We start from the raw sequence: 24327 nt of genomic DNA on the forward strand, positions 1-24327 counted from the left end.
AAAAAACGCAAAAACCGCCCAACTGCGGGCGGTTCTGCTTCTCACTTAGAGTTAGTTACGCTGTACACCCAACGCTTTTGCAACACCTTCGCCGTAAGCCGGATCGGCATTGTAAAAATGCGGCAACTGACGCTGTACTACGTCGTCGGATACGCCCGCCATTGCACCGGCAATGTTGTTGATCAGCAGCGCTTTCTGCTCGTCGTTCATCAGACGGAACAGGGCCCCTGCATGGCTGTAGTAGTCCGTGTCTTCCCGGTGATCGTAACGATCCGCCGCACCACTGAGAGCCAACGGCGGCTCAGCGTATTGTGGGGCCTGCTTGGGAGCATCGGCGTAGCTGTTCGGTTCATAGTTCGGCGCAGCGCCACCATTGTTACCAAAAGCCATTGCCCCATCACGCTGATAAGTGTGCACAGGTACTCGCGGAGCGTTGATTGGCAGGTGCTGGTGGTTGGTACCTACACGGTAGCGATGTGCATCGGCATAGGCGAATACACGGCCCTGGAGCATGCGGTCAGGCGAGAGTCCAACACCCGGAATCATGTTACTTGGGCCAAAAGCAGCCTGCTCCACTTCCGCAAAGTAGTTCAGCGGATTGCGGTTCAGTTCCAGCTCGCCAATTTCAATCAACGGAAACTCTTTTTGGGACCAGGTTTTGGTTACATCAAACGGGTTTTCGTAATGCGCTGCGGCTTGAGCTTCAGTCATGACTTGCATGCACACGCGCCACTTAGGGAAATCCCCACGCTCAATGGCAGTAAACAGGTCACGCTGGGCGTAATCCGGGTCAGTGCCTGCAAGGCGTGCGGCTTCAGCCGGTGGCAGGTTCTTGATGCCTTGCTTGGTCTTGTAGTGCCATTTGACCCAATGACGCTCACCGGCCGCATTGATCAGGCTGTAGGTATGACTACCGAACCCGTGCATGTGACGGTAGCCATCAGGAATGCCACGATCAGAGAACAGGATGGTGACCTGGTGCAGCGCTTCCGGAGAATGCGACCAGAAGTCCCACATCATTTGCGCACTTTTCAAATTGCTTTGAGGCAAACGCTTTTGGGTATGGATGAAGTCAGGAAACTTCAGAGGGTCGCGGATGAAGAACACCGGGGTGTTGTTACCCACGATGTCCCAGTTACCTTCTTCAGTATAAAACTTCAGCGCAAAGCCGCGCGGATCGCGCTCAGTGTCGGCTGAACCACGTTCACCGCCAACAGTCGAGAAGCGCAGAAAGGTTGGGGTTTGCTTACCGATCGTGTCAAACAGCTTGGCACTGCTGTACTGCGTCATATCCCGGGTCAGCGTGAACGTGCCATGAGCACCCGAACCTTTGGCGTGTACACGACGTTCTGGAATGTTTTCGCGGTTGAAATGAGCAAGCTTTTCGATCAGGTGAAAATCGTCGAGCAGCAACGGGCCACGAGGGCCAGCCGATCGGGAGTTCTGGTTATCAGCAACAGGGGCGCCGCTGGCGGTCGTAAGCGTTTTGGTCTGGCTCATGCTGGTCCTTCCTCAGTCAGTCTTGAAGCTGCCGGCTAATCGGCTGAAGAGGAGTATTGACCATGGAATCTACATCAGCAAATTCATTAAATAATGCATTTCAATAGAAAAAAATAATTGAGCAGACACAAAAAACCGGGCACTAGGCCCGGTTCTTTGTAGAGACTGACGTCTTACTCAGCGGATACAGCTTCACCGCCAACTGGACGATCAACCAACTCGACGTACGCCATAGGCGCATTGTCGCCAGCACGGAAACCGCACTTGAGGATGCGCAGGTAGCCACCCTCACGAGTTGCATAACGCTTGCCCAAATCGTTGAACAGCTTACCAACGATGGCTTTCGAACGCGTACGGTCGAAGGCCAGACGGCGGTTAGCCAGACAATCATTCTTGGCCAGAGTAATCAGCGGCTCAGCAACGCGACGCAATTCTTTGGCTTTCGGCAGAGTCGTTTTGATCAGCTCGTGCTCGAACAACGACACTGCCATGTTTTGAAACATAGCCTTGCGGTGGGAGCTAGTGCGGCTCAGGTGACGACCACTTTTACGATGACGCATGGTTCATTCCTTACCAAACACAACGTTCGGTGATTACGACGATCAGGCAGTCGCCTTGTCGTCCTTCTTAAGACTTGCAGGCGGCCAGTTGTCGAGGCGCATGCCGAGGGACAGACCACGGGAGGCCAGAACATCCTTGATTTCAGTCAAGGACTTCTTGCCCAGGTTCGGAGTCTTCAACAGTTCTACTTCGGTGCGCTGAATCAGGTCACCGATGTAGTAAATGTTCTCCGCCTTAAGGCAGTTGGCCGAACGCACGGTCAGTTCCAGATCGTCAACCGGACGAAGCAGGATCGGATCGATCTCGTCTTCCTGTTCGATAACCACTGGCTCGCTGTCACCTTTGAGGTCGACGAATGCAGCCAACTGCTGTTGCAGGATGGTTGCAGCACGGCGAATAGCCTCTTCAGGATCCAGTGTACCGTTGGTCTCCAGATCAATAACCAGCTTGTCCAGGTTAGTACGCTGCTCGACACGGGCGTTTTCCACCACGTATGCGATACGGCGAACCGGGCTGAACGAAGAGTCAAGCTGCAAGCGACCAATGCTGCGGCTTTCATCTTCATCGCTCTGACGCGAGTCTGCTGGTTCATAACCACGACCACGAGCTACGGTGAGCTTCATGTTCAAGGCGCCGTTAGACGCCAGGTTGGCGATTACGTGATCGGGATTAACGATCTCGACATCATGATCCAGCTGAATATCGGCAGCGGTAACCACCCCCGAACCCTTCTTCGACAAGGTCAGCGTAACTTCGTCACGGCCGTGCAGCTTGATAGCCAGACCTTTAAGGTTCAACAGGATTTCAATTACGTCTTCCTGTACACCTTCGATGGCGCTGTACTCGTGGAGCACACCATCAATCTCGGCCTCGACTACTGCACAGCCTGGCATTGAGGACAACAGGATGCGGCGCAGCGCGTTGCCCAGGGTGTGGCCGAAACCACGCTCGAGAGGCTCGAGCGTAATTTTGGCGCGGGTTGGACTGACAACCTGCACATCAATGTGGCGGGGTGTCAGGAACTCATTTACCGAAATCTGCATGGATGCACCTATTTTCTAGCCCTTACTTGGAGTAGAGCTCGACAATCAGGCTTTCGTTGATGTCGGCGGACAGATCACTGCGAGCAGGAACGTTCTTGAAAACGCCCGACTTCTTCTCAGTGTCTACTTCTACCCATTCTACGCGGCCACGTTGGGCACACAGATCGAGAGCTTGGACAATGCGAAGCTGGTTCTTTGCTTTCTCGCGGATAGCGACCACGTCACCAGCACGAACCTGGTAGGACGGTACGTTAACGGTTTGACCGTTTACGCTGATCGACTTGTGCGATACCAACTGACGGGATTCGGCACGAGTAGAACCGAAGCCCATACGGTATACGACGTTATCCAGGCGGCATTCGAGCAGTTGCAACAGGTTTTCGCCAGTTGCACCTTTCTTGCCAGCAGCTTGTTTGTAGTAGCCGCTGAACTGACGCTCGAGAACGCCGTAGATACGACGGACCTTCTGCTTTTCACGCAGTTGGGTGCCGTAGTCGGATTGGCGACCGCGGCGTTGGCCGTGGATGCCTGGAGCAGCTTCAATATTGCACTTCGATTCGATAGCGCGCACACCACTCTTCAGGAAGAGATCGGTGCCTTCACGACGTGCCAGTTTGCATTTTGGACCAATGTAACGAGCCATTCTTTACAGTCTCCTGGATTACACGCGGCGCTTCTTCGGCGGACGGCACCCGTTGTGCGGGATTGGCGTCACGTCGGTGATGCTGGCGATCTTATAGCCACAGCCGTTCAAAGCACGGACAGCGGACTCACGACCTGGACCTGGGCCCTTAACGTTAACGTCAAGGTTTTTCAGGCCATATTCCAGCGCAGCTTGACCAGCACGTTCAGCAGCTACTTGAGCAGCAAACGGGGTGGACTTGCGAGAACCGCGGAAACCCGAACCACCGGAGGTAGCCCAAGAAAGCGCGTTACCCTGACGGTCGGTGATGGTCACGATTGTGTTGTTGAAAGACGCGTGGATGTGGGCGATGCCATCAACCACTGTCTTTTTTACTTTTTTACGAGGACGAGCAGCAGGTTTTGCCATGACTAAATTCCTGTCGATTCGCTGGTGCGATTACTTGCGGATCGGCTTACGCGGACCTTTGCGAGTACGCGCGTTGGTCTTGGTACGCTGACCGCGTACTGGAAGACCACGACGATGGCGCAGACCGCGGTAGCAGCCCAAGTCCATCAAGCGTTTGATTTTCATGTTGACTTCACGACGCAGGTCACCTTCAGTGGTGAACTTTGCCACTTCGCCACGCAGCAACTCAATCTGCTCGTCGCTCAGATCCTTGATCTTAGCGGCTGGGTTTACACCAGCATCCGCACAGATTTTCTGTGAGGTAGTGCGACCAACACCATAGATGTAGGTCAGCGAGATAACAGTGTGCTTGTTATCTGGAATGTTAACGCCTGCAATACGGGCCATTCAGTGGGACTCCAATTGACAGCTACCTACGCCCCGGAAGCCAAGAAATAGGGCGCGAGATAATATCGCTGTAATAACAAATAATCAACCCAGCAGCGCACTAGCTGCTGGGCTTCAAACAGATCACACTCAGCCTTGGCGCTGTTTGTGACGTGGTTCCGCGCTGCAAATTACCCGAACAACACCTTCGCGGCGAATAATCTTGCAGTTACGGCACAGCTTTTTCACCGATGCACGAACTTTCATCACCAACTCCTCTCACCTTATGGGTACTTCAGCGAAGCATGCCGCTGCCGTAGCCCTTCAGGTTGGCTTTCTTCATCAGGGATTCGTACTGGTGCGAAACGAGGTGCGATTGTACTTGGGACATGAAGTCCATAACAACCACGACCACGATCAGCAACGAGGTCCCGCCAAGGTAGAACGGAACGTTTGCCGCAACCACCAGGAACTGGGGCAACAGGCACACGGCCGTCATATAAAGAGCACCGAACAGAGTCAAACGAGTCAAAACGCCATCAATATAGCGTGCCGACTGCTCACCTGGACGGATACCCGGAATAAAGGCACCGGACTTCTTCAGGTTTTCCGCTACGTCTTTCGGATTGAACATCAACGCCGTATAGAAGAAGCAGAAGAAAATAATCCCTGCACTAAACAGCAGAATATTCAACGGCTGACCAGGAGCGATCGACTGCGAGAGGTCCTGCAACCAGCCCATACCTTCAGACTGACCGAACCAGGCACCCAACGAAGCCGGGAACAGCAAAATGCTGCTCGCGAAGATAGCAGGAATAACACCGGCCATATTCACTTTCAGCGGTAGGTGGCTAGTCTGCGCAGCAAACACCTTGCGGCCTTGCTGACGCTTGGCGTAGTGAACAGCAATACGACGCTGACCACGCTCAATGAACACCACGAAACCGATAATCGCTACTGCCAGCAAACCGATAGCAACCAGGGCGAAGATATTGATATCGCCCTGACGTGCAGACTCGAAAGACTGCCCGATTGCTCTCGGAAGACCGGCGACGATACCCGAAAAAATCAACATCGAGATACCGTTGCCAACACCACGCTCAGTAATCTGCTCACCCAGCCACATCATGAACATTGCACCCGCCACAAAAGTGGTTACTGCAACGAAATGGAAGCCTAGGTCACCAGTGAACGCTACGCCCTGCCCTGCCAGACCAATGGACATGCCAATAGCCTGGACAAGAGCAAGAACGACAGTGAGGTAGCGGGTGTACTGGCTTATCTTGCGACGACCAGCTTCACCTTCCTTCTTCAACTGCTCCAGCTGCGGGCTGACAGCGGACATAAGCTGCATGATGATCGATGCCGAAATGTACGGCATGATCCCCAGCGCAAAAATACTCATCCGCTCCAGCGCACCGCCGGAAAACATGTTGAACAAGCTAAGAATGGTCCCCTCATTCTGTCGAAACAGGTCCGCCAGCCGGTCCGGGTTGATACCAGGAACTGGGATGTGTGCGCCTATCCGGTAGACGATAATCGCCAGGAATAGAAAACGCAGACGAGCCCAGAGCTCGGATAACCCGCCTTTGCTGAGCGCTGAGAGAGCACCTTGCTTAGCCATTTATTCCTCGAACTTGCCGCCAGCTGCTTCGATAGCCGCACGCGCACCTTTGGTGGCTGCGATACCTTTGATGGTGACAGCGCGAGTCACTTCACCGGACAACATGATTTTCACACGTTGAACGTTGACGTTGATCACGTTGGCATCCTTCAGAGTCTGCACAGTTACGATGTCGCCTTCCACTTTAGCCAGCTCGGACAAACGCACTTCTGCGCGATCCATGGCTTTCAGGGAAACGAAACCGAACTTAGGCAGACGGCGATGCAGCGGCTGTTGACCGCCTTCAAAGCCTGGAGCAATGGTGCCACCGGAGCGGGAGGACTGACCTTTGTGACCACGGCCACCAGTCTTACCCAAACCACTACCGATACCACGGCCCGGACGATGCTTTTCGCGACGGGAACCCGGCGCTGGACTCAGATCATTGAGTTTCATCGATTAACCCTCTACACGCAGCATGTAGTAAGCCTTGTTGATCATCCCGCGATTCTCGGGAGTATCAAGTACTTCTACAGTGTGACCGATGCGACGCAGACCCAGACCCTTAATGCACAGTTTGTGATTAGGGATGCGGCCGGTCATGCTTTTGATCAGCGTTACTTTAACGGTAGCCATGATCAGAAGATCTCCTTGACGCTTTTGCCACGCTTGGCGGCAATAGATTCAGGAGACTGCATAGCTTTCAAACCTTTGAAAGTGGCGTGAACCACGTTTACCGGGTTAGTCGAGCCGTAGCACTTAGCCAGTACGTTCTGAACGCCAGCAACTTCGAGGACAGCACGCATAGCGCCGCCAGCGATGATACCGGTACCTTCAGAAGCAGGCTGCATGTAAACCTTGGAAGCGCCGTGGGCGGATTTCATGGCGTACTGCAGAGTGGTGCCGTTAAGGTCCACTTGAATCATGTTGCGGCGAGCAGCTTCCATTGCCTTCTGGATCGCAGCAGGCACTTCACGTGACTTGCCACGGCCGAAGCCAACGCGCCCTTTACCATCACCAACCACGGTCAACGCGGTGAAAGTGAAGATACGGCCGCCTTTAACGGTTTTGGCTACGCGGTTAACTTGAACCAGCTTCTCAATGTAGCCTTCGTCGCGCTTTTGGTCGTTATTTGACATAACTTAGAACTCCAGCCCAGCTTCACGAGCAGCCTCAGCCAGCGCTTTCACGCGGCCGTGGTACTTGAAGCCAGAGCGGTCGAAAGCCACCTGCGAGACGCCAGCGGCTTTTGCACGCGTAGCGACCAGCTGGCCAACCTTTGTGGCCGCGTCGATGTTGCCAGTGGCAGCATCACGCAGTTCTTTGTCCAAAGTCGAGGCGCTTGCCAGGACTTTGCTGCCGTCGGCCGAGATGACCTGGGCGTATATATGCTGAGACGAGCGGAACACGCAGAGACGCACGACTTCTAGTTCGTGCATTTTCAGACGTGCTTTGCGAGCGCGACGCAGTCGAGTAACTTTTTTGTCGGTCATTTGCTATGCCCTACTTCTTCTTGGCTTCTTTACGACGGACGACTTCGTCCGCGTAACGTACACCCTTGCCTTTATAAGGCTCTGGCGGACGGAAACCGCGGATCTCAGCGGCCACCTGACCTACCAGCTGCTTATCAATACCCCGAATCAGGATATCGGTTTGGCTAGGAGTCTCAGCGGTGATGCCTTCCGGCAATTCGTAATCCACTGGGTGCGAGAAGCCAAGAGCCAGGTTCAGCACTGTGCCTTTTGCTTGCGCTTTGTAACCAACACCGACCAGCTGGAGCTTGCGCTCGAAGCCTTGGCTTACGCCTTGGACCATGTTGTTTACCAGCGCACGAGTGGTACCAGCCATTGCGCGAGTTTGTTGATCGCCATTGCGAGCAGCGAAACGCAGCTCACCAGCTTCTTCAACGATCTCAACGGACGAATGGATGTTCAGTTCTAGAGTGCCCTTGGCACCCTTCACCGAAAGCTGTTGGCCGGCGAATTTTACTTCGACACCAGCTGGCAGCTTAACGGGGTTCTTAGCGACGCGTGACATGCTTATCCCCCCTTAGAACACAGTGCAAAGAACTTCGCCGCCGACACCGGCAGCGCGCGCAGCACGATCCGTCATCACACCTTTGTTGGTGGAGACGATAGACACACCGAGACCGCCACGAACTTTTGGCAGATCATCGGAGGACTTGTACTGACGCAGGCCTGGACGGCTAACGCGCTTAACTTCTTCGATAACCGGACGGCCTTCGAAGTACTTCAGCTCGATAGACAGCAGTGGTTTGATTTCGCTGCTGATCTGATAATCCGCGATGTAACCTTCGTCTTTGAGAACTTTGGCTACAGCTACCTTCAACGTGGAAGATGGCATGCTTACGACGGACTTTTCAGCCATCTGGGCATTACGGATTCGAGTTAGCATGTCCGCTAACGGGTCCTGCATACTCATGGGCTAGACGCTCCTGATACAAAAAGAATTAGCCTTGCGGCTACAACTGTCGCCGAGTGACTCAATGCTTAAAAAGCACGGGCTCAGGCGAGCCGGTCATTCTAGACATACGGCAGAAATGAATCAAGCCCCAATAGGGGCTTGATTCATATTCAAGGTCACCGGCTGTCAGGATCTTGCGACCCTGCCAGCGACAACTTTGCCTGTACGCCTTACCAGCTGGCTTTAACCAGACCTGGTACGTCACCGCGCATTGCTGCTTCACGCAATTTGTTACGGCCGAGGCCGAACTTGCGGTAAACACCATGCGGACGACCAGTGAGGCGGCAGCGGTTACGCATGCGCGCAGCGCTTGCGTCACGTGGCTGCTTCTGCAGAGCTACTTGAGCTTCCCAACGCACTTCTGGACTTGCGTTCAGATCAACGATAATAGCTTTAAGCTCAGCACGCTTCTTGGCGAACTTGGCAACCGTGAGCTGACGCTTCAGCTCGCGGTTTTTCATGCTCATCTTGGCCATTTTCCTACTCCAATCAGTTGCGGAACGGGAATTTGAAAGCACGCAGCAATGCGCGACCTTCATCATCTGTCCGAGCAGTGGTGGTCAGGGTAATGTCCAGACCGCGAAGGGCATCGATCTTGTCGTAGTCGATTTCCGGGAAAATGATCTGCTCTTTCACGCCCATGCTGTAGTTACCACGACCATCGAAGGACTTGGCATTCAGGCCGCGGAAGTCGCGAACCCGAGGCAGGGAGATCGACAGCAGACGATCCAGGAATTCATACATACGCTCACGGCGCAGAGTCACTTTGACGCCGATCGGCCAGCCTTCGCGAACTTTAAAGCCAGCGATGGACTTGCGAGCGTAGGTCACAACAACTTTTTGACCCGTGATCTTTTCCAAATCAGCAACAGCGTGCTCGATGACTTTTTTGTCACCGATCGCTTCGCCCAAACCCATGTTCAGGGTGATTTTGGTAACGCGCGGAACTTCCATCACGTTCGAAAGCTTAAGTTCTTCCTTAAGTTTCGGAGCGATTTCCTTCCGGTAAATCTCTTTTAGTCGTGCCATGGTCTTATCTACCTAGCAGTGTTCAAGCATCAACCGCTTTTTGGGTCGACTTGAAGACACGAATTTTTTTGCCTTCTTCTACTTTGAAACCAACGCGGTCAGCCTTGTTGGTTTCGCCGTTGAAAATGGCGACGTTAGAAGCGTGCAATGGCGCTTCTTTTTCGACGATACCGCCTTGTACGCCCGACATCGGGTTAGGCTTGGTATGACGCTTAACCAGGTTCAGACCACCAACAACCAGACGGTTGTCAGCGAGAACCTTAAGCACCTTACCGCGCTTACCTTTGTCTTTGCCGGCGATCACGATGATCTCGTCGTCACGACGAATCTTTTGCATGTCGGATCTCCTTACAGCACTTCTGGGGCGAGCGAGACGATCTTCATGAACTTCTCAGTACGAAGTTCACGGGTCACTGGCCCAAAGATACGGGTGCCGATCGGCTCTTGCTTGTTGTTCAGAAGAACAGCAGCGTTGCCATCAAAGCGGATAATGGAGCCATCTGCACGGCGTACGCCGTGACGAGTGCGGACTACAACAGCAGTCATCACTTGGCCTTTTTTCACTTTACCGCGCGGAATTGCTTCCTTGACAGTAACTTTGATGATGTCACCGATACCAGCGTAACGACGATGGGAGCCACCCAGCACCTTGATGCACATAACACGGCGAGCGCCGCTGTTATCGGCCACATCGAGCATGGATTGAGTCTGAATCATATAATTTCTCCGACCCCTAGTCCTTAGACTTCCACAGCGCGTTCGAGAACATCAACCAGTGCCCAAGACTTGGTCTTGGCCAGCGGACGAGTTTCACGAATAGTGACTTTGTCGCCGATGTGGCACTGATTGGTTTCGTCGTGCGCGTGCAGCTTAGTCGAACGCTTAACATATTTACCGTAAATCGGGTGCTTAACGCGACGCTCGATCAATACGGTGATGGTCTTGTCCATCTTGTCGCTGACAACACGGCCAGTCAGCGTACGGACAGTTTTTTCGGCTTCAGCCATGATTACTTACCTGCCTGCTGTTTGAGCACAGTCTTCACGCGAGCGATGTCACGCTTAACTTGCGAGAGCAGATGCGACTGCCCCAACTGGCCAGTTGCTTTCTGCATGCGCAGATTGAACTGGTCGCGCAGCAAGCCGAGCAGTTGCTCGTTCAGCTGCTGTGCGGATTTTTCACGAAGTTCATTCGCTTTCATCACATCACCGTCCGTTTAACAAAGGAGGTGGCGAGCGGCAGCTTTGCAGCAGCCAGGGCGAAAGCCTCACGCGCCAGCTCTTCAGAAACACCCTCGATTTCATACAGGACTTTGCCTGGCTGAATCTGGGCAACCCAATATTCCACGTTACCCTTACCTTTACCCATCCGAACTTCGAGTGGCTTTTTGGTTACAGGCTTGTCCGGGAATACACGGATCCAGATCTTGCCGCCACGCTTAACGTGACGGGTCAGTGCACGACGCGCTGATTCGATCTGACGAGCGGTGAGACGACCACGAGCAACAGACTTCAGCGCGAACTCGCCGAAGCTGACTTTGCTACCGCGCAATGCCAAGCCACGGTTGTGGCCAGTCATCTGCTTGCGGAACTTCGTACGCTTAGGTTGTAACATTTGGCGTACCCCTTACTTAGCAGCTTTTTTACGAGGCGCTGGTGCTTGTGGCTTCAGTTCTTCTTGGCGACCACCAATTACTTCGCCTTTGAAGATCCAAACCTTTACACCGATCACACCGTAAGTGGTGTGAGCTTCGTAGTTGGCATAGTCGATGTCGGCACGCAGGGTGTGCAATGGCACACGACCTTCGCGATACCATTCAGTACGTGCGATTTCAGCACCGCCGAGACGACCGCTCACTTGGATTTTGATGCCCTTGGCACCAATGCGCATAGCGTTCTGTACAGCGCGTTTCATCGCGCGACGGAACATTACACGACGCTCCAGCTGCTGAGCTACGCTCTGCGCAACCAGCATACCGTCGAGTTCCGGCTTGCGGATCTCTTCGATATTGATGTGCACAGGCACACCCATTTGCTTGGTCAGGTCCTGACGCAGTTTCTCAACATCTTCACCTTTCTTCCCGATAACGATACCTGGACGAGCGGTGTGGATGGTGATACGTGCAGTTTGGGCCGGACGATGGATATCGATACGGCTTACGGACGCGCTTTTTAGTTTGTCTTGGAGGTATTCACGCACCTTCAGATCAGCGAACAAATAGTCCGCATAAGTCCGGCCGTCTGCGTACCAGACGGAGGTGTGCTCCTTGACGATTCCCAGGCGAATGCCAATGGGATGTACTTTCTGACCCATCTCTTCGACTCCGTTACTTGTCAGCAACCTTGACAGTGATATGGCAAGACCGCTTGACGATGCGATCAGCGCGGCCTTTGGCACGCGGCATGATGCGCTTCAGCGAACGCCCTTCGTTGACGAAAACGGTGGCGACTTTCAAGTCGTCAACGTCTGCGCCTTCGTTATGCTCGGCGTTGGCTACGGCCGACTCCAGCACTTTCTTGATGATCTCGGCGGCTTTCTTGTTGCTGAAAGCCAACAGGTTGAGCGCTTCGCCCACCTTCTTCCCGCGGATCTGGTCGGCGACCAAGCGGGCTTTCTGGGCGGAGATTCGAGCGCCCGACAACTTAGCGGCTACTTCCATCGTTCCTTACCCCTTAACGCTTGGCTTTCTTGTCTGCCACGTGCCCACGATAAGTGCGGGTACCGGCAAACTCGCCTAGTTTATGGCCAACCATGTCTTCGTTCACGAGAACTGGGACATGAAGACGACCGTTATGCACAGCGATGGTCAGACCGACCATTTGTGGCAGGATCATCGAACGACGCGACCAGGTTTTCACCGGTTTGCGATCGTTCTTTTCCGCCGCCACTTCGATCTTCTTCAGTAGGTGAAGATCAATAAAAGGACCTTTTTTCAGAGAACGTGGCACTGTCGTATCCCTCTATTTACTTGCGACGACGGACGATCATTTTGTCGGTACGCTTATTACCACGAGTCTTCGCGCCCTTAGTCGGGAAGCCCCATGGCGATACCGGATGACGACCACCAGAGGTACGACCTTCACCACCACCATGTGGGTGGTCAACCGGGTTCATGGCAACACCACGAACGGTTGGGCGAACGCCACGCCAGCGTTTGGCACCAGCTTTACCCAGCGAACGCAGGCTGTGCTCGGAGTTCGAGACTTCGCCAAGCGTTGCACGGCATTCAGCCAATACTTTACGCATTTCACCAGAGCGCAGACGCAGTGTCACATAGACACCATCGCGAGCGACCAGCTGAGCCGAAGCACCAGCGGAACGTGCGATTTGCGCGCCTTTACCCGGCTTCAGTTCGATGCCGTGTACGGTGCTACCAACTGGAATGCTGCGCAGTTGCAACGAGTTGCCCGGCTTGATCGGTGCCAGGGCACCTGCGATCAGCTGGTCGCCAGCACTCACGCCTTTAGGGGCGATGATGTAGCGGCGCTCGCCGTCTGCGTACAGCATAAGAGCAATGTGAGCAGTACGGTTTGGATCGTATTCGATACGCTCGACAGTGGCTGGAATGCCATCTTTGTCGTTGCGACGGAAGTCGACCATACGATAATGCTGCTTATGACCACCACCGATGTGACGCGTGGTAATACGGCCATTGTTGTTACGACCACCAGACTTCGATTTCTTCTCGAGCAGCGGTGCGTGAGGAGCGCCTTTATGCAGCTCCTGGTTGACCACCTTGACCACATGACGGCGGCCAGGGGAAGTCGGTTTGCATTTAACGATTGCCATGATGCACCCCTTCCTTACTCAGCACTGCTGCTGAAATCGAGATCTTGGCCTGGCTGAAGGGAGATTACTGCCTTCTTCCAGTCATTACGCTTGCCCACGCCGCGAGCGGTGCGCTTGCTCTTACCCAGAACATTCAGGGTAGTAACACGCTCAACTTTCACGCTGAACAGGCTTTCGACGGCCTTCTTGATTTCCAGCTTGGTTGCATCTGTAGCAACCTTGAAAACGAACTGGCCTTTCTTGTCTGCCAGAACCGTAGCCTTCTCGGAAACGTGCGGGCCAAGCAGAACTTTAAATACGCGTTCCTGGTTCATCCCAGCAGCTCCTCGAATTTCTTCACGGCCGACACGGTGATCAACACCTTGTCGTATGCGATCAGACTAACTGGATCGGAACCTTGCACGTCACGTACATCAACGTGTGGCAGGTTACGAGCAGCCAGGTACAGGTTCTGATCAACAACTTCAGACACGATCAGGACATCAGTCAGACCCATGCCATTCAGTTTGTTCAGCAGATCTTTGGTTTTCGGCGCTTCAACTGCGAAGTCCTGAACCACGACCAGACGATCAGTACGCACCAGTTCAGCAAGGATGGAACGCATTGCTGCGCGGTACATCTTCTTGTTGAGCTTCTGAGAGTGATCCTGTGGACGAGCTGCGAAAGTAGTACCACCGCCACGCCAGATTGGGCTACGGATAGTACCGGCACGAGCACGGCCAGTACCTTTCTGACGCCAAGGGCGCTTACCGCCACCACGAACGTCGGAACGGGTCTTTTGCTGCTTGCTACCTTGACGGCCGCCGGCCATGTAGGCCACGACTGCTTGGTGAACCAGCGTCTCGTTGAACTCGCCGCCGAATGTCAGTTCGGAAACTTCGATCGCTTGAGCGTCATTTACATTTAATTGCATGTCAGCTTCCCCTTAACCGCGAGCCTTGGCCGCCGGACGTACAACCAGGTTGCCGCCAGTAGCGCCAGGAACAGCACCCTTGACCAACAACAGATTGCGTTCAGCGTCGACGCGCACTACTTCCAGGGACTGCACGGTCACGCGCTCAGCGCCCATATGACCGGACATTTTTTTGCCCTTGAATACACGACCAGGAGTCTGGCACTGGCCAATAGAGCCCGGGACGCGGTGGGAAACGGAGTTACCGTGAGTGTTATCTTGGCCACGGAAATTCCAACGCTTGATCGTACCCTGGAAGCCTTTACCTTTGGACTGACCGGTCACATCGACCATCTGACCTGCGGTGAAGATTTCAGCGTTGATCAGATCGCCTGCCTGGTACTCGCCTTCTTCAAGGCGGAATTCCATTACGGTACGACCAGCTGCAACGTTTGCCTTGGCGAAGTGACCCGCCTGGGCAGCTGTTACGCGCGAAGCGCGACGCTCGCCGACAGTGACTTGCACTGCACGATAGCCATCGGTTTCTTCAGTTTTGAACTGGGTGACGCGATTCGGCTCGATCTCAATGACCGTGACCGGAATGGAGACACCTTCTTCGGTGAAAATACGGGTCATACCGCATTTACGACCGACTACACCAATAGTCATGTTGTAAACCTCATGAGTGTACGGGGCTTTCACCCGCTATGGCCGCCCATTTCAGAGCGTTACACGACTAAGACCCAAGTCTTAGCCGAGGCTGATCTGCACTTCCACACCGGCCGCAAGATCAAGCTTCATAAGTGCATCAACGGTTTTATCCGTTGGCTGGACGATGTCCAGTACGCGCTTATGAGTACGGATCTCGTACTGGTCACGCGCGTCTTTGTTGACGTGCGGGGAGACCAGAACGGTGAACCGCTCTTTACGGGTAGGCAGTGGAATTGGACCACGCACTTGAGCACCAGTACGTTTCGCGGTTTCCACGATTTCCTGGGTTGATTGGTCGATCAGGCGATGGTCAAAAGCCTTCAACCTGATACGGATTTGCTGATTTTGCATTGGATTTCAGACTCCAGATTGCTATTCCCACCGAGCGCAATACGCCCGTTAAAAGGAGGCGCAATTCTATAGACGACCCCACTAGGTGTCAACTCAATAAAAAAAGCCCCCGCTGAGCGGGGGCTTTTTCATGCAATCATCGATTACTCGATGATTTTGGCTACGACGCCAGCGCCGACGGTACGACCGCCTTCACGGATAGCGAAACGCAGGCCATCTTCCATTGCGATGGTTTTGATCAGGGTAACAGTCATTTGAATGTTATCACCTGGCATTACCATTTCAACGCCTTCTGGCAGCTCGCAGTTACCAGTCACGTCAGTTGTACGGAAGTAGAACTGTGGACGGTAGCCTTTGAAGAACGGAGTATGACGGCCGCCTTCTTCCTTGCTCAGAACGTAAACTTCTGCGGTGAACTTGGTGTGAGGCTTAACAGTGCCTGGCTTAACCAGAACCTGACCACGCTCAACGTCGTCACGCTTGGTACCACGCAACAGAACGCCGCAGTTCTCGCCTGCACGACCTTCGTCGAGCAGCTTGCGGAACATTTCAACGCCGGTGCAAGTGGTAACAGTTGTGTCACGCAGACCAACGATTTCCAGTGGATCCTGAACGCGAACGATACCACGCTCGATACGGCCAGTTACAACAGTACCACGACCGGAGATCGAGAAAACGTCTTCGATTGGCATCAGGAACGGCTTGTCGGTCAGACGAACTGGTTCTGGGATGTAGGTATCCAGAGTTTCAACCAGTTTACGAACGGCAGTGGTGCCCATTTCGTTTTCGTCGTTGCCTTCCAGAGCCATACGAGCAGAACCGATGATGATCGGAGTGTCGTCACCTGGGAAGTCGTAAGTGCTCAGCAGATCGCGCACTTCCATCTCAACCAGTTCCAGCAGCTCAGCGTCGTCTACCAGGTCAGCCTTGTTCAGGAAAACCACGATGTACGGAACGCCTACCTGGCGGGACAGCAGGATGTGCTCACGAGTTTGTGGCATCGGACCATCAGCGGCCGAACAAACCAGGATCGCGCCGTCCATCTGAGCAGCACCGGTGATCATGTTCTTCACATAGTCAGCGTGACCTGGGCAGTCAACGTGAGCGTAGTGACGGATCAACGAGTTGTATTCAACGTGCGCTGTGTTGATGGTGATACCACGAGCTTTTTCTTCTGGCGCGCTGTCGATCTTGTCGAAGTCAACACGGGCAGAACCGAAAACTTCGGAGCAAACACGAGTCAGAGCTGCAGTCAGCGTGGTTTTACCATGGTCAACGTGACCGATAGTGCCAACGTTGACGTGCGGTAGGGAACGATCAAATTTTTCTTTAGCCACGACAATTAACTCCTTGCCTAAAGGACTGAACTAAATCAGCCTTGTTTTTTAGTAACAGTTTCGACGATGTGCGCCGGAGCTGTATCGTATTTTTTGAATTCCATAGAGTAGCTTGCGCGACCCTGGGACATGGAACGAACATCGGTCGCATAACCGAACATTTCGCCCAACGGCACTTCAGCACGAATTACTTTGCCGGAGACCGTATCTTCCATACCCTGAATCATGCCGCGACGACGGTTCAAGTCGCCCATCACGTCACCCATATAGTCTTCAGGTGTAACAACCTCTACCGCCATGATCGGCTCAAGCAGCTCACCACCACCTTTGGTAGCCAGTTGCTTGGTCGCCATGGAAGCAGCCACCTTAAACGCCATCTCGTTGGAGTCGACGTCGTGGTAAGAACCATCAAACACGGTAGCCTTCAGGCCGATCAGCGGATAGCCGGCAACAACACCGTTCTTCATCTGCTCTTCGATACCCTTCTGGATAGCCGGGATGTATTCCTTAGGAACCACACCACCTACCACTTCGTTCACGAACTGCAGACCTTCCTGACCTTCGTCAGCAGGTGCAAAACGGATCCAGCAGTGACCAAACTGACCACGACCGCCGGACTGACGAACGAACTTGCCTTCGATTTCACAGTTCTTCGTGATGCGCTCACGATAAGAAACCTGAGGCTTACCGATGTTGGCTTCGACGTTGAACTCACGGCGCATCCGGTCTACCAGGATGTCCAAGTGCAACTCGCCCATGCCAGAGATGATCGTCTGACCAGTCTCTTCATCAGTCTTAACACGGAAAGATGGATCTTCCTGAGCTAGTTTGCCCAGAGCAATACCCATTTTTTCCTGGTCATCCTTGGTCTTAGGCTCAACAGCAACCGAAATAACCGGCTCCGGGAAGTCCATACGTACCAGAATGATTGGCTTGTCAGCGCTGCACAAAGTCTCACCAGTGGTGACGTCCTTCATGCCGATCAAAGCCGCGATGTCACCAGCGCGTACTTCTTTGATCTCTTCACGGGCGTTTGCGTGCATTTGCACCATACGACCCACACGCTCTTTTTTACCTTTAACCGAGTTGATTACGCCGTCACCGGAGTTCAACACGCCCGAGTAAACACGGACGAAGGTCAAAGTACCCACGAATGGGTCAGTAGCGATCTTGAACGCCAGAGCCGAGAACGGCTCGTTGTCGTCTGCATGACGCTCCAATTCGATACTTTCGTCATCCGGGTCAGTACCCTTGATGGCCGGAATATCGGTTGGCGCTGGCAGGAAGTCGATCACGGCGTCGAGAACCAGGGGAACACCCTTGTTCTTGAAGGAAGAACCGCAAACAGCCAGGACGATTTCACCAGCGATAGTACGCTGACGCAGAGCATCCTTGATTTCCGCGATGGTGAATTCTTCACCCTCGAGGTACTTGTTCATCAGCTCTTCATTGGCTTCGGCCGCAGCCTGAACCATGTTGTCGCGCCATTCGTCAGCAAGATCTTTCAGTTCTGCCGGAATTTCTTTGCGGACAGGGACCATACCCTTGTCAGCATCGTTCCAGTAAACAGCTTCCATGTTGATCAGGTCGATTTGACCCTGGAAGTTGTCTTCAGCACCGATAGCGAGCTGGATAGGCACCGGAGTGTGACCCAGACGCTTTTTGATCTGCTCGATCACGCGCAGGAAGTTCGCACCAGCACGGTCCATCTTGTTTACGTAAACAAGACGTGGAACACCGTATTTGTTGGCCTGACGCCATACGGTTTCCGACTGAGGCTCAACACCCGAGGTGCCGCAAAACACAACAACCGCGCCATCGAGTACACGCAGGGAACGTTCAACTTCAATAGTGAAGTCAACGTGGCCCGGGGTATCGATTACGTTGAAGCGGTGCTCATCTTTGTACTGCTTGGCAGAGCCTTTCCAGAAGGCGGTGATAGCAGCAGAAGTAATGGTAATACCACGCTCCTGCTCCTGCACCATCCAGTCTGTGGTCGCGGCGCCATCATGCACCTCGCCCATCTTGTGACTTTTGCCAGTGTAAAAAAGGACGCGCTCAGTGGTGGTAGTTTTACCAGCATCCACGTGAGCAACGATACCAATGTTACGGTAGCGATTAATCGGTGTAGTACGAGCCATAAAGCCCTCGCAAAATGAGTAGCGCTGAAATTAGAAGCGGTAGTGCGAGAAAGCTTTGTTAGCTTCAGCCATACGGTGCACGTCTTCACGCTTCTTAACTGCTGCGCCCTTGCCTTCGGCAGCATCCAACAGTTCGCCAGCCAAGCGCAGAGCCATAGACTTCTCGCCGCGCTTGCGGGCGTAGTCTACCAACCAGCGCATTGCCAGGGCGTTACGACGGGACGGACGAACTTCGACCGGAACCTGGTAAGTAGCACCGCCTACACGGCGCGACTTCACTTCGACCAGCGGAGCGATGGCGTCGAGTGCTTTCTCGAAGAGTTCCAGGGGATCGCTGTTCTTGCGTTCTTTAACCTTCTCCAGCGCGCCATAAACGATACGCTCGGCAACGGCTTTCTTGCCGCTTTCCATCACGTGGTTCATGAACTTGGCCAGGATTTGGCTTCCGTATTTTGGATCGTCAAGCACTTCGCGCTTGGCTGCTACGCGTCTTCTTGGCATGGATAAGCCCTCAAACGGTCTTCAGGTTAGCTCGGAACCATTACCCCCCAAAGGGAGCACGTCCGACCTTACTCTTATCGACTCAGAAAAAAAGAAATCTGCATTATTTACAAGCGACCGAAAACTACTTCGGCTTCTTGGTACCGTACTTCGAACGACCTTGGTTACGACCTTTAACGCCGGAAGTATCCAAAGAGCCGCGAACGGTGTGATAACGAACACCTGGCAAGTCTTTTACACGACCGCCACGAATCAGTACCACGCTGTGTTCTTGCAGGTTGTGGCCTTCACCGCCGATGTACGAGGAAACCTCGAAACCGTTGGTCAGGCGCACACGGCATACTTTACGCAGTGCCGAGTTAGGTTTTTTCGGCGTAGTCGTATACACGCGAGTGCATACACCACGACGTTGCGGGCAGTTTTGCAGCGCAGGCACGTCGGATTTCTCGACGATACGCTTACGCGGCTGACGTACCAGCTGGTTGATAGTTGCCATCTACTAGCTCCACTGTTGTCTTGCGACGCTATTGTCTTGCAAGAAAAGCAAAATGGCAGGAACGAATTCCCGCCAAATTTAGGGGTACAAGAGTCTAAAGAGGATCTTGTCCCCAGTCAAGGCAAGGCCCCGACCTTCCCGCTAATCGAAGCGAGGCAAATTGCCTCGAATCGATGAACGGAACAGCCAGGGCCCTTCCTCACTTATCGCAGAACTCAGTTACCGCTTGAGTTCAGCGCTTCGGTCAGTGCAGCTTCCACTTCACTGGCGCTTACGCGCAACGGTTTGTCTGCATCACGGCGACGCTTGCGCTCACTGTGATAAGCCAGACCGGTACCAGCCGGGATCAAACGACCCACGACTACGTTCTCTTTCAGGCCGCGAAGGTAATCGCGCTTGCCGGTTACCGCTGCTTCGGTCAATACGCGGGTTGTCTCTTGGAAAGAGGCCGCGGAGATGAACGACTCAGTCGACAACGACGCCTTGGTAATACCCAACAGAACGCGAGTGTACTTGGACACAAACTTGTCCTCGTTACCCAGACGCTCGTTTTCGGTCAATACCTGGGTCAACTCCATCTGGTCGCCCTTGATGAAGCTGGAATCACCCGACTCGGCAATTTCAACTTTACGCAGCATCTGACGAAGGATCGTTTCGATGTGCTTATCGTTGATTTTTACGCCTTGCAGACGATATACGTCTTGAATCTCGTTAACGATGTACTTGGCCAGCGCACTTACACCCAGCAGACGCAGGATGTCGTGTGGATCGCTTGGACCGTCGGAGATAACTTCGCCGCGGTTCACTTGCTCGCCTTCGAAGACGTTCAGGTGACGCCACTTCGGAATCAGCTCTTCGTACGGATCGGTACCGTCGTTCGGGGTAATGACCAGACGGCGCTTGCCCTTGGTCTCTTTACCGAACGCGATGGTGCCGCTGACTTCAGCCAGAATCGAGGCTTCTTTCGGACGACGCGCTTCGAACAAGTCAGCAACGCGTGGCAGACCACCGGTGATGTCTCGAGTTTTCGAAGTTTCTTGCGGAATACGAGCGATAACGTCACCGATCGCGATTTCCGCACCATCCGCTACACCGACCAAGGCGTTAGCCGGCAGGAAGTACTGAGCAGGTACGTCAGTACCCGGCAACAGCAGATCCTTGCCATCCACACCGACCATCTTGACGGCTGGACGAATGTCCTTGCCGGCTGCTGGACGGTCTTTGGCATCAAGCACTTCGATGTTGGTCATACCGGTCAATTCGTCTGTCTGACGCTTGATCGTGATGCCTTCTTCCATGCCCACGTAGGTCACGGTACCTTTCATTTCGGTAACGATCGGGTGGGTGTGCGGATCCCACTTGGCTACGATCGAGCCAGCGTCAACCTTGTCACCTTCCTTAACCGAAATTACAGCACCGTACGGCAGCTTGTAACGCTCACGCTCACGACCGTAGTCATCGGCGATTGCAAGCTCACCCGAACGGGATACAGCTACCAGGCAGCCATCTACACGCTCAACGTGCTTCAGGTTATGCAGACGGACAGTACCGCCATTCTTCACCTGAACGCTGTCAGCAGCAGAGGTCCGGCTTGCCGCACCACCGATGTGGAACGTACGCATTGTCAGCTGTGTACCCGGCTCACCGATGGACTGAGCAGCAATTACGCCGACAGCTTCACCAATGTTCACCTGGTGACCACGAGCAAGGTCACGACCGTAGCACTTGGCACAGATACCGAAACGGGTTTCGCAGCTGATTGGCGAGCGTACGATAACTTCGTCGATGCTGTTCAGCTCGATGAACTCAACCCACTTCTCGTCTACCAGCGTACCGGCCGGAACGATAACTTCTTCGGTGCCAGGCTTGAATACGTCACGGGCGATAACTCGACCCAGTACGCGCTCACCCAGCGGCTCAACGACATCGCCACCTTCAATGTGCGGAGTCATCAGCAGACCATGTTCGGTCCCGCAATCGACTTCGGTCACAACCAGGTCTTGTGCCACGTCTACCAGACGACGAGTCAGGTAACCGGAGTTGGCTGTTTTCAAGGCGGTATCCGCCAGACCTTTACGAGCACCGTGAGTCGAGATGAAGTACTGAAGTACGCTCAAACCTTCACGGAAGTTCGCAGTAATCGGCGTTTCAATGATGGAGCCATCCGGCTTGGCCATCAAACCACGCATACCGGCCAGCTGACGGATCTGCGCTGCAGAACCCCGTGCGCCGGAGTCGGCCATCATGTACATCGAGTTGAACGACTCTTGGTCAACTTCGTTGCCGTGACGGTCAATAACCTTCTCTTTCGAGAGGTTCGACATCATTGCCTTGGAGACTTCGTCGTTAGCTTTCGACCAAAGGTCGATTACTTTGTTGTACTTCTCGCCCTGGGTTACCAGGCCGGAGGCGTACTGACTTTCGATCTCTTTCACTTCATCAGTGGCAGCACTGATGATGCGGGCTTTTTCATCCGGGATAACGAAGTCGTTAACGCCGATGGAAACGCCGGAAATGGTCGAATAGGCGAAACCGGTGTACATCAACTGGTCAGCGAAGATAACGGTCTCTTTCAAACCAACCACGCGGTAGCACTGGTTGATCAGCTTGGAGATCGCCTTTTTCTTCATCGGCAGGTTGACGACATCGAACGACAGGCCTTTTGGCACAACCTGGAACAACAGCGCACGACCGACTGTAGTGTCGACGATACGGGTGTTGCTCACGCTGCCGCCATCACGGTCATTGACGGTTTCGTTGATCCGCACTTTAACCTTGGCATGCAGTGCGGCTTCGCCAGCACGGAACACACGGTCAACTTCTTGCAGATCCGCGAATACACGACCTTCGCCTTTGGCGTTGATCGCTTCACGCGTCATGTAGTACAGACCCAATACAACGTCCTGCGATGGAACGATGATTGGCTCACCGTTCGCTGGTGACAGAATGTTGTTGGTCGACATCATCAACGCACGCGCTTCCAGCTGGGCTTCCAGCGTCAGCGGTACGTGCACGGCCATTTGGTCGCCGTCGAAGTCGGCGTTGTACGCAGCACAGACCAATGGGTGCAGCTGGATAGCCTTACCTTCGATCAGTACCGGTTCAAACGCCTGGATACCCAGACGGTGAAGGGTCGGTGCACGGTTGAGGAGGACCGGGTGTTCGCGAATGACTTCAGCAAGAACGTCCCAAACCTCTGGCAGTTCGCGCTCGACCATTTTCTTGGCCGCTTTGATCGTGGTCGCAAGACCGCGCATTTCCAGCTTGCCGAAAATGAATGGCTTGAACAGCTCAAGAGCCATTTTCTTCGGCAGACCGCACTGGTGCAGACGCAGGGTCGGACCTACGGTAATTACCGAACGACCCGAGTAGTCAACACGCTTACCGAGCAAGTTCTGACGGAAACGACCTTGCTTACCCTTGATCATGTCAGCCAGGGATTTCAAAGGACGCTTGTTCGAACCGGTGATGGCACGACCACGACGACCGTTGTCGAGCAGTGCATCGACCGCTTCCTGCAACATACGCTTTTCGTTGCGCACGATGATGTCCGGAGCGGACAGATCAAGCAGGCGCTTCAAACGGTTGTTACGGTTGATCACTCGACGATACAGATCGTTGAGGTCGGAAGTCGCGAAACGACCGCCATCCAACGGAACCAATGGACGTAGATCTGGCGGCAGAACCGGCAGAACGGTCAACACCATCCACTCAGGAAGGTTGCCGGAACCCAGGAAGGCTTCCATCAACTTCAAGCGCTTGGACAGCTTCTTGATTTTGGTTTCGGAGTTGGTTTGCGGAATTTCTTCGCGCAGACGGCCAATCTCGTGTTCCAGATCGATAGCGTGCAACAGCTCGCGAACAGCTTCAGCACCCATACGGGCATCAAAGTCATCGCCGAACTCTTCCAGCGCTTCAAAATACTGTTCGTCGTTCAGCAGCTGACCTTTTTCAAGGGTGGTCATGCCTGGATCGATAACGACATAGCTCTCGAAGTAGAGAACGCGTTCGATATCACGCAGGGTCATGTCCATCAGCAAGCCGATACGGGACGGCAGCGATTTCAGGAACCAGATGTGAGCAACTGGCGAAGCCAGTTCAATGTGAGCCATGCGCTCGCGACGGACCTTGGCCAGTGCGACTTCAACGCCACACTTCTCACAGATCACGCCACGGTGCTTCAAGCGCTTGTACTTACCGCACAGGCACTCGTAATCCTTAACCGGGCCAAAGATTTTGGCGCAGAACAGGCCGTCACGCTCAGGCTTGAACGTACGGTAGTTGATGGTTTCCGGCTTTTTAACTTCACCGAACGACCACGAACGGATCATCTCAGGCGATGCCAATCCAATACGGATGGCGTCGAACTCTTCGACTTGACCCTGGTTTTTCAGCAAATTCAGTAGGTCTTTCAAGGCCTTTCCTCCTGGCGGAGCAGAGAGCGGGCAATACAGCCCCGCTCTCGATTCGCG

General features: G+C 53.9%; 34 protein-coding genes. All 34 read right to left on the minus strand.

The genetic code is table 11. The features are described from left to right. Positions 1-51 precede the first annotated feature (51 nt). The 34 genes from AWM69_RS00675 to rpoC all read right to left on the minus strand — a co-directional run bounded on the left by AWM69_RS00675 (position 52) and on the right by rpoC (position 24270). Entirely contained in the window at positions 52-1500 is a 1449-nt protein-coding gene (locus AWM69_RS00675; RefSeq protein ID WP_218725564.1) for a catalase, read from the minus strand. A 173-nt stretch (positions 1501-1673) separates the two neighbouring features. Beyond that, complete coding sequence (gene rplQ / locus AWM69_RS00680) at positions 1674-2060, minus strand: 50S ribosomal protein L17 (RefSeq protein WP_003444357.1); 387 nt, start codon at positions 2058-2060, stop codon at positions 1674-1676. Between the two features lie 42 nt (positions 2061-2102). Next, positions 2103-3104, minus strand: a complete 1002-nt coding sequence (gene rpoA, locus AWM69_RS00685; protein ID WP_003176403.1) for a DNA-directed RNA polymerase subunit alpha — start codon at positions 3102-3104, stop codon at positions 2103-2105. 22 nt (positions 3105-3126) lie between these two features. Next, a complete protein-coding gene (gene rpsD, locus AWM69_RS00690) occupies positions 3127-3747 on the minus strand; it encodes a 30S ribosomal protein S4 (RefSeq protein ID WP_003444359.1) in 621 nt (206 codons plus the stop codon). An 18-nt stretch (positions 3748-3765) separates the two neighbouring features. Beyond that, entirely contained in the window at positions 3766-4155 is a 390-nt protein-coding gene (gene rpsK / locus AWM69_RS00695) for a 30S ribosomal protein S11 (RefSeq protein WP_002555466.1), read from the minus strand. A gap of 30 nt (positions 4156-4185) precedes the next feature. Then, complete coding sequence (gene rpsM / locus AWM69_RS00700; RefSeq protein WP_016779184.1) at positions 4186-4542, minus strand: 30S ribosomal protein S13; 357 nt, start codon at positions 4540-4542, stop codon at positions 4186-4188. 129 nt (positions 4543-4671) lie between these two features. Next, a complete protein-coding gene (gene rpmJ / locus AWM69_RS00705) occupies positions 4672-4788 on the minus strand; it encodes a 50S ribosomal protein L36 (protein WP_002555468.1) in 117 nt (38 codons plus the stop codon). A gap of 28 nt (positions 4789-4816) precedes the next feature. Continuing rightward, the gene (gene secY, locus AWM69_RS00710; RefSeq protein WP_131655138.1) at positions 4817-6145 is read right to left on the minus strand and encodes a preprotein translocase subunit SecY; all 1329 of its coding nucleotides are present in this window, start codon (positions 6143-6145) and stop codon (positions 4817-4819) included. Continuing rightward, complete coding sequence (rplO, locus tag AWM69_RS00715) at positions 6146-6580, minus strand: 50S ribosomal protein L15 (protein ID WP_048378424.1); 435 nt, start codon at positions 6578-6580, stop codon at positions 6146-6148. 3 nt (positions 6581-6583) lie between these two features. Further along, positions 6584-6760 (minus strand): 50S ribosomal protein L30, encoded by a 177-nt coding sequence (rpmD, locus tag AWM69_RS00720; protein WP_003444363.1) that lies wholly within the window; start codon positions 6758-6760, stop codon positions 6584-6586. Positions 6761-6762: 2 nt separating this feature from the next. Further along, positions 6763-7263 carry a 30S ribosomal protein S5 gene (rpsE, locus tag AWM69_RS00725; RefSeq protein ID WP_003186035.1) on the minus strand — a complete coding sequence of 167 codons (501 nt, stop codon included), beginning with the start codon at positions 7261-7263 and terminating at the stop codon, positions 6763-6765. Between the two features lie 3 nt (positions 7264-7266). Then, the gene (gene rplR, locus AWM69_RS00730) at positions 7267-7617 is read right to left on the minus strand and encodes a 50S ribosomal protein L18 (RefSeq protein ID WP_003444364.1); all 351 of its coding nucleotides are present in this window, start codon (positions 7615-7617) and stop codon (positions 7267-7269) included. 10 nt (positions 7618-7627) lie between these two features. Next, on the minus strand, positions 7628-8161 hold the full coding sequence (gene rplF, locus AWM69_RS00735; protein ID WP_003444365.1) for a 50S ribosomal protein L6: 534 nt from the start codon (positions 8159-8161) through the stop codon (positions 7628-7630). Between the two features lie 12 nt (positions 8162-8173). Beyond that, on the minus strand, positions 8174-8566 hold the full coding sequence (gene rpsH, locus AWM69_RS00740; RefSeq protein ID WP_019409907.1) for a 30S ribosomal protein S8: 393 nt from the start codon (positions 8564-8566) through the stop codon (positions 8174-8176). 212 nt (positions 8567-8778) lie between these two features. Next, positions 8779-9084, minus strand: a complete 306-nt coding sequence (gene rpsN, locus AWM69_RS00745; protein ID WP_218725565.1) for a 30S ribosomal protein S14 — start codon at positions 9082-9084, stop codon at positions 8779-8781. A 13-nt stretch (positions 9085-9097) separates the two neighbouring features. Further along, on the minus strand, positions 9098-9637 hold the full coding sequence (gene rplE, locus AWM69_RS00750; RefSeq protein WP_003186044.1) for a 50S ribosomal protein L5: 540 nt from the start codon (positions 9635-9637) through the stop codon (positions 9098-9100). A 22-nt stretch (positions 9638-9659) separates the two neighbouring features. Next, a complete protein-coding gene (rplX, locus tag AWM69_RS00755; protein WP_042561341.1) occupies positions 9660-9974 on the minus strand; it encodes a 50S ribosomal protein L24 in 315 nt (104 codons plus the stop codon). An 11-nt stretch (positions 9975-9985) separates the two neighbouring features. After that, entirely contained in the window at positions 9986-10354 is a 369-nt protein-coding gene (gene rplN / locus AWM69_RS00760) for a 50S ribosomal protein L14 (RefSeq protein ID WP_002555479.1), read from the minus strand. 23 nt (positions 10355-10377) lie between these two features. Further along, the gene (rpsQ, locus tag AWM69_RS00765) at positions 10378-10644 is read right to left on the minus strand and encodes a 30S ribosomal protein S17 (protein ID WP_003176419.1); all 267 of its coding nucleotides are present in this window, start codon (positions 10642-10644) and stop codon (positions 10378-10380) included. Positions 10645-10646: 2 nt separating this feature from the next. Beyond that, positions 10647-10838 carry a 50S ribosomal protein L29 gene (gene rpmC, locus AWM69_RS00770; protein WP_003444371.1) on the minus strand — a complete coding sequence of 64 codons (192 nt, stop codon included), beginning with the start codon at positions 10836-10838 and terminating at the stop codon, positions 10647-10649. Beyond that, positions 10838-11251 carry a 50S ribosomal protein L16 gene (rplP, locus tag AWM69_RS00775; protein WP_003186052.1) on the minus strand — a complete coding sequence of 138 codons (414 nt, stop codon included), beginning with the start codon at positions 11249-11251 and terminating at the stop codon, positions 10838-10840. The genes rpmC and rplP overlap by 1 nt, the downstream gene beginning before the upstream one ends. Positions 11252-11263: 12 nt before the next feature. Further along, positions 11264-11950: a 30S ribosomal protein S3 gene (gene rpsC / locus AWM69_RS00780; RefSeq protein ID WP_003176422.1), complete on the minus strand. Its 687-nt coding sequence runs from the start codon at positions 11948-11950 to the stop codon at positions 11264-11266. A 13-nt stretch (positions 11951-11963) separates the two neighbouring features. Continuing rightward, positions 11964-12296 (minus strand): 50S ribosomal protein L22, encoded by a 333-nt coding sequence (rplV, locus tag AWM69_RS00785; RefSeq protein ID WP_003444373.1) that lies wholly within the window; start codon positions 12294-12296, stop codon positions 11964-11966. Positions 12297-12309: 13 nt separating this feature from the next. Beyond that, a complete protein-coding gene (gene rpsS, locus AWM69_RS00790) occupies positions 12310-12585 on the minus strand; it encodes a 30S ribosomal protein S19 (protein WP_003232420.1) in 276 nt (91 codons plus the stop codon). Positions 12586-12601: 16 nt separating this feature from the next. Next, complete coding sequence (gene rplB / locus AWM69_RS00795) at positions 12602-13426, minus strand: 50S ribosomal protein L2 (protein ID WP_048378425.1); 825 nt, start codon at positions 13424-13426, stop codon at positions 12602-12604. 14 nt (positions 13427-13440) lie between these two features. Beyond that, positions 13441-13740 (minus strand): 50S ribosomal protein L23, encoded by a 300-nt coding sequence (gene rplW, locus AWM69_RS00800; protein ID WP_003444375.1) that lies wholly within the window; start codon positions 13738-13740, stop codon positions 13441-13443. Then, positions 13737-14339, minus strand: a complete 603-nt coding sequence (rplD, locus tag AWM69_RS00805; RefSeq protein WP_047277894.1) for a 50S ribosomal protein L4 — start codon at positions 14337-14339, stop codon at positions 13737-13739. Before rplD ends, rplW begins: the two co-directional genes overlap by 4 nt. Positions 14340-14351: 12 nt before the next feature. Beyond that, entirely contained in the window at positions 14352-14987 is a 636-nt protein-coding gene (gene rplC, locus AWM69_RS00810; protein ID WP_003444377.1) for a 50S ribosomal protein L3, read from the minus strand. A gap of 81 nt (positions 14988-15068) precedes the next feature. Next, positions 15069-15380: a 30S ribosomal protein S10 gene (rpsJ, locus tag AWM69_RS00815; protein ID WP_003186070.1), complete on the minus strand. Its 312-nt coding sequence runs from the start codon at positions 15378-15380 to the stop codon at positions 15069-15071. 143 nt (positions 15381-15523) lie between these two features. Continuing rightward, positions 15524-16717 (minus strand): elongation factor Tu, encoded by a 1194-nt coding sequence (tuf, locus tag AWM69_RS00820; protein ID WP_131655137.1) that lies wholly within the window; start codon positions 16715-16717, stop codon positions 15524-15526. Positions 16718-16752: 35 nt separating this feature from the next. Beyond that, positions 16753-18858: an elongation factor G gene (fusA, locus tag AWM69_RS00825; RefSeq protein WP_218725566.1), complete on the minus strand. Its 2106-nt coding sequence runs from the start codon at positions 18856-18858 to the stop codon at positions 16753-16755. Positions 18859-18888: 30 nt separating this feature from the next. After that, entirely contained in the window at positions 18889-19359 is a 471-nt protein-coding gene (gene rpsG / locus AWM69_RS00830; protein ID WP_048378428.1) for a 30S ribosomal protein S7, read from the minus strand. A gap of 124 nt (positions 19360-19483) precedes the next feature. Then, positions 19484-19855 carry a 30S ribosomal protein S12 gene (rpsL, locus tag AWM69_RS00835; RefSeq protein WP_002555494.1) on the minus strand — a complete coding sequence of 124 codons (372 nt, stop codon included), beginning with the start codon at positions 19853-19855 and terminating at the stop codon, positions 19484-19486. A 215-nt stretch (positions 19856-20070) separates the two neighbouring features. Further along, a complete protein-coding gene (gene rpoC / locus AWM69_RS00840) occupies positions 20071-24270 on the minus strand; it encodes a DNA-directed RNA polymerase subunit beta' (protein ID WP_048378429.1) in 4200 nt (1399 codons plus the stop codon). Positions 24271-24327 lie beyond the last annotated feature (57 nt).

The sequence above is a fragment of the Pseudomonas sp. D1HM genome, assembly GCF_019266105.1.
Lineage (GTDB): Bacteria > Pseudomonadota > Gammaproteobacteria > Pseudomonadales > Pseudomonadaceae > Aquipseudomonas > Aquipseudomonas taetrolens.

Excerpts from the sequence above, each read along its gene's own strand:
- AWM69_RS00675 (WP_218725564.1), bottom strand. The coding sequence starts at position 1,500 with ATGAGCCAGACCAAAACGCTTACGACCGCCAGCGGCGCCCCTGTTGCT.
- rplQ (WP_003444357.1), bottom strand. The coding sequence starts at position 2,060 with ATGCGTCATCGTAAAAGTGGTCGTCACCTGAGCCGCACTAGCTCCCAC.
- rpoA (WP_003176403.1), bottom strand. The coding sequence starts at position 3,104 with ATGCAGATTTCGGTAAATGAGTTCCTGACACCCCGCCACATTGATGTG.
- rpsD (WP_003444359.1), bottom strand. The coding sequence starts at position 3,747 with ATGGCTCGTTACATTGGTCCAAAATGCAAACTGGCACGTCGTGAAGGC.
- rpsK (WP_002555466.1), bottom strand. The coding sequence starts at position 4,155 with ATGGCAAAACCTGCTGCTCGTCCTCGTAAAAAAGTAAAAAAGACAGTG.
- rpsM (WP_016779184.1), bottom strand. The coding sequence starts at position 4,542 with ATGGCCCGTATTGCAGGCGTTAACATTCCAGATAACAAGCACACTGTT.
- rpmJ (WP_002555468.1), bottom strand. The coding sequence starts at position 4,788 with ATGAAAGTTCGTGCATCGGTGAAAAAGCTGTGCCGTAACTGCAAGATT.
- secY (WP_131655138.1), bottom strand. The coding sequence starts at position 6,145 with ATGGCTAAGCAAGGTGCTCTCTCAGCGCTCAGCAAAGGCGGGTTATCC.
- rplO (WP_048378424.1), bottom strand. The coding sequence starts at position 6,580 with ATGAAACTCAATGATCTGAGTCCAGCGCCGGGTTCCCGTCGCGAAAAG.
- rpmD (WP_003444363.1), bottom strand. The coding sequence starts at position 6,760 with ATGGCTACCGTTAAAGTAACGCTGATCAAAAGCATGACCGGCCGCATC.
- rpsE (WP_003186035.1), bottom strand. The coding sequence starts at position 7,263 with ATGTCAAATAACGACCAAAAGCGCGACGAAGGCTACATTGAGAAGCTG.
- rplR (WP_003444364.1), bottom strand. The coding sequence starts at position 7,617 with ATGACCGACAAAAAAGTTACTCGACTGCGTCGCGCTCGCAAAGCACGT.
- rplF (WP_003444365.1), bottom strand. The coding sequence starts at position 8,161 with ATGTCACGCGTCGCTAAGAACCCCGTTAAGCTGCCAGCTGGTGTCGAA.
- rpsH (WP_019409907.1), bottom strand. The coding sequence starts at position 8,566 with ATGAGTATGCAGGACCCGTTAGCGGACATGCTAACTCGAATCCGTAAT.
- rpsN (WP_218725565.1), bottom strand. The coding sequence starts at position 9,084 with ATGGCCAAGATGAGCATGAAAAACCGCGAGCTGAAGCGTCAGCTCACG.
- rplE (WP_003186044.1), bottom strand. The coding sequence starts at position 9,637 with ATGGCACGACTAAAAGAGATTTACCGGAAGGAAATCGCTCCGAAACTT.
- rplX (WP_042561341.1), bottom strand. The coding sequence starts at position 9,974 with ATGCAAAAGATTCGTCGTGACGACGAGATCATCGTGATCGCCGGCAAA.
- rplN (WP_002555479.1), bottom strand. The coding sequence starts at position 10,354 with ATGATTCAGACTCAATCCATGCTCGATGTGGCCGATAACAGCGGCGCT.
- rpsQ (WP_003176419.1), bottom strand. The coding sequence starts at position 10,644 with ATGGCTGAAGCCGAAAAAACTGTCCGTACGCTGACTGGCCGTGTTGTC.
- rpmC (WP_003444371.1), bottom strand. The coding sequence starts at position 10,838 with ATGAAAGCGAATGAACTTCGTGAAAAATCCGCACAGCAGCTGAACGAG.
- rplP (WP_003186052.1), bottom strand. The coding sequence starts at position 11,251 with ATGTTACAACCTAAGCGTACGAAGTTCCGCAAGCAGATGACTGGCCAC.
- rpsC (WP_003176422.1), bottom strand. The coding sequence starts at position 11,950 with ATGGGTCAGAAAGTACATCCCATTGGCATTCGCCTGGGAATCGTCAAG.
- rplV (WP_003444373.1), bottom strand. The coding sequence starts at position 12,296 with ATGGAAGTAGCCGCTAAGTTGTCGGGCGCTCGAATCTCCGCCCAGAAA.
- rplB (WP_048378425.1), bottom strand. The coding sequence starts at position 13,426 with ATGGCAATCGTTAAATGCAAACCGACTTCCCCTGGCCGCCGTCATGTG.
- rplW (WP_003444375.1), bottom strand. The coding sequence starts at position 13,740 with ATGAACCAGGAACGCGTATTTAAAGTTCTGCTTGGCCCGCACGTTTCC.
- rplD (WP_047277894.1), bottom strand. The coding sequence starts at position 14,339 with ATGCAATTAAATGTAAATGACGCTCAAGCGATCGAAGTTTCCGAACTG.
- rplC (WP_003444377.1), bottom strand. The coding sequence starts at position 14,987 with ATGACTATTGGTGTAGTCGGTCGTAAATGCGGTATGACCCGTATTTTC.
- rpsJ (WP_003186070.1), bottom strand. The coding sequence starts at position 15,380 with ATGCAAAATCAGCAAATCCGTATCAGGTTGAAGGCTTTTGACCATCGC.
- fusA (WP_218725566.1), bottom strand. The coding sequence starts at position 18,858 with ATGGCTCGTACTACACCGATTAATCGCTACCGTAACATTGGTATCGTT.
- rpsG (WP_048378428.1), bottom strand. The coding sequence starts at position 19,359 with ATGCCAAGAAGACGCGTAGCAGCCAAGCGCGAAGTGCTTGACGATCCA.
- rpsL (WP_002555494.1), bottom strand. The coding sequence starts at position 19,855 with ATGGCAACTATCAACCAGCTGGTACGTCAGCCGCGTAAGCGTATCGTC.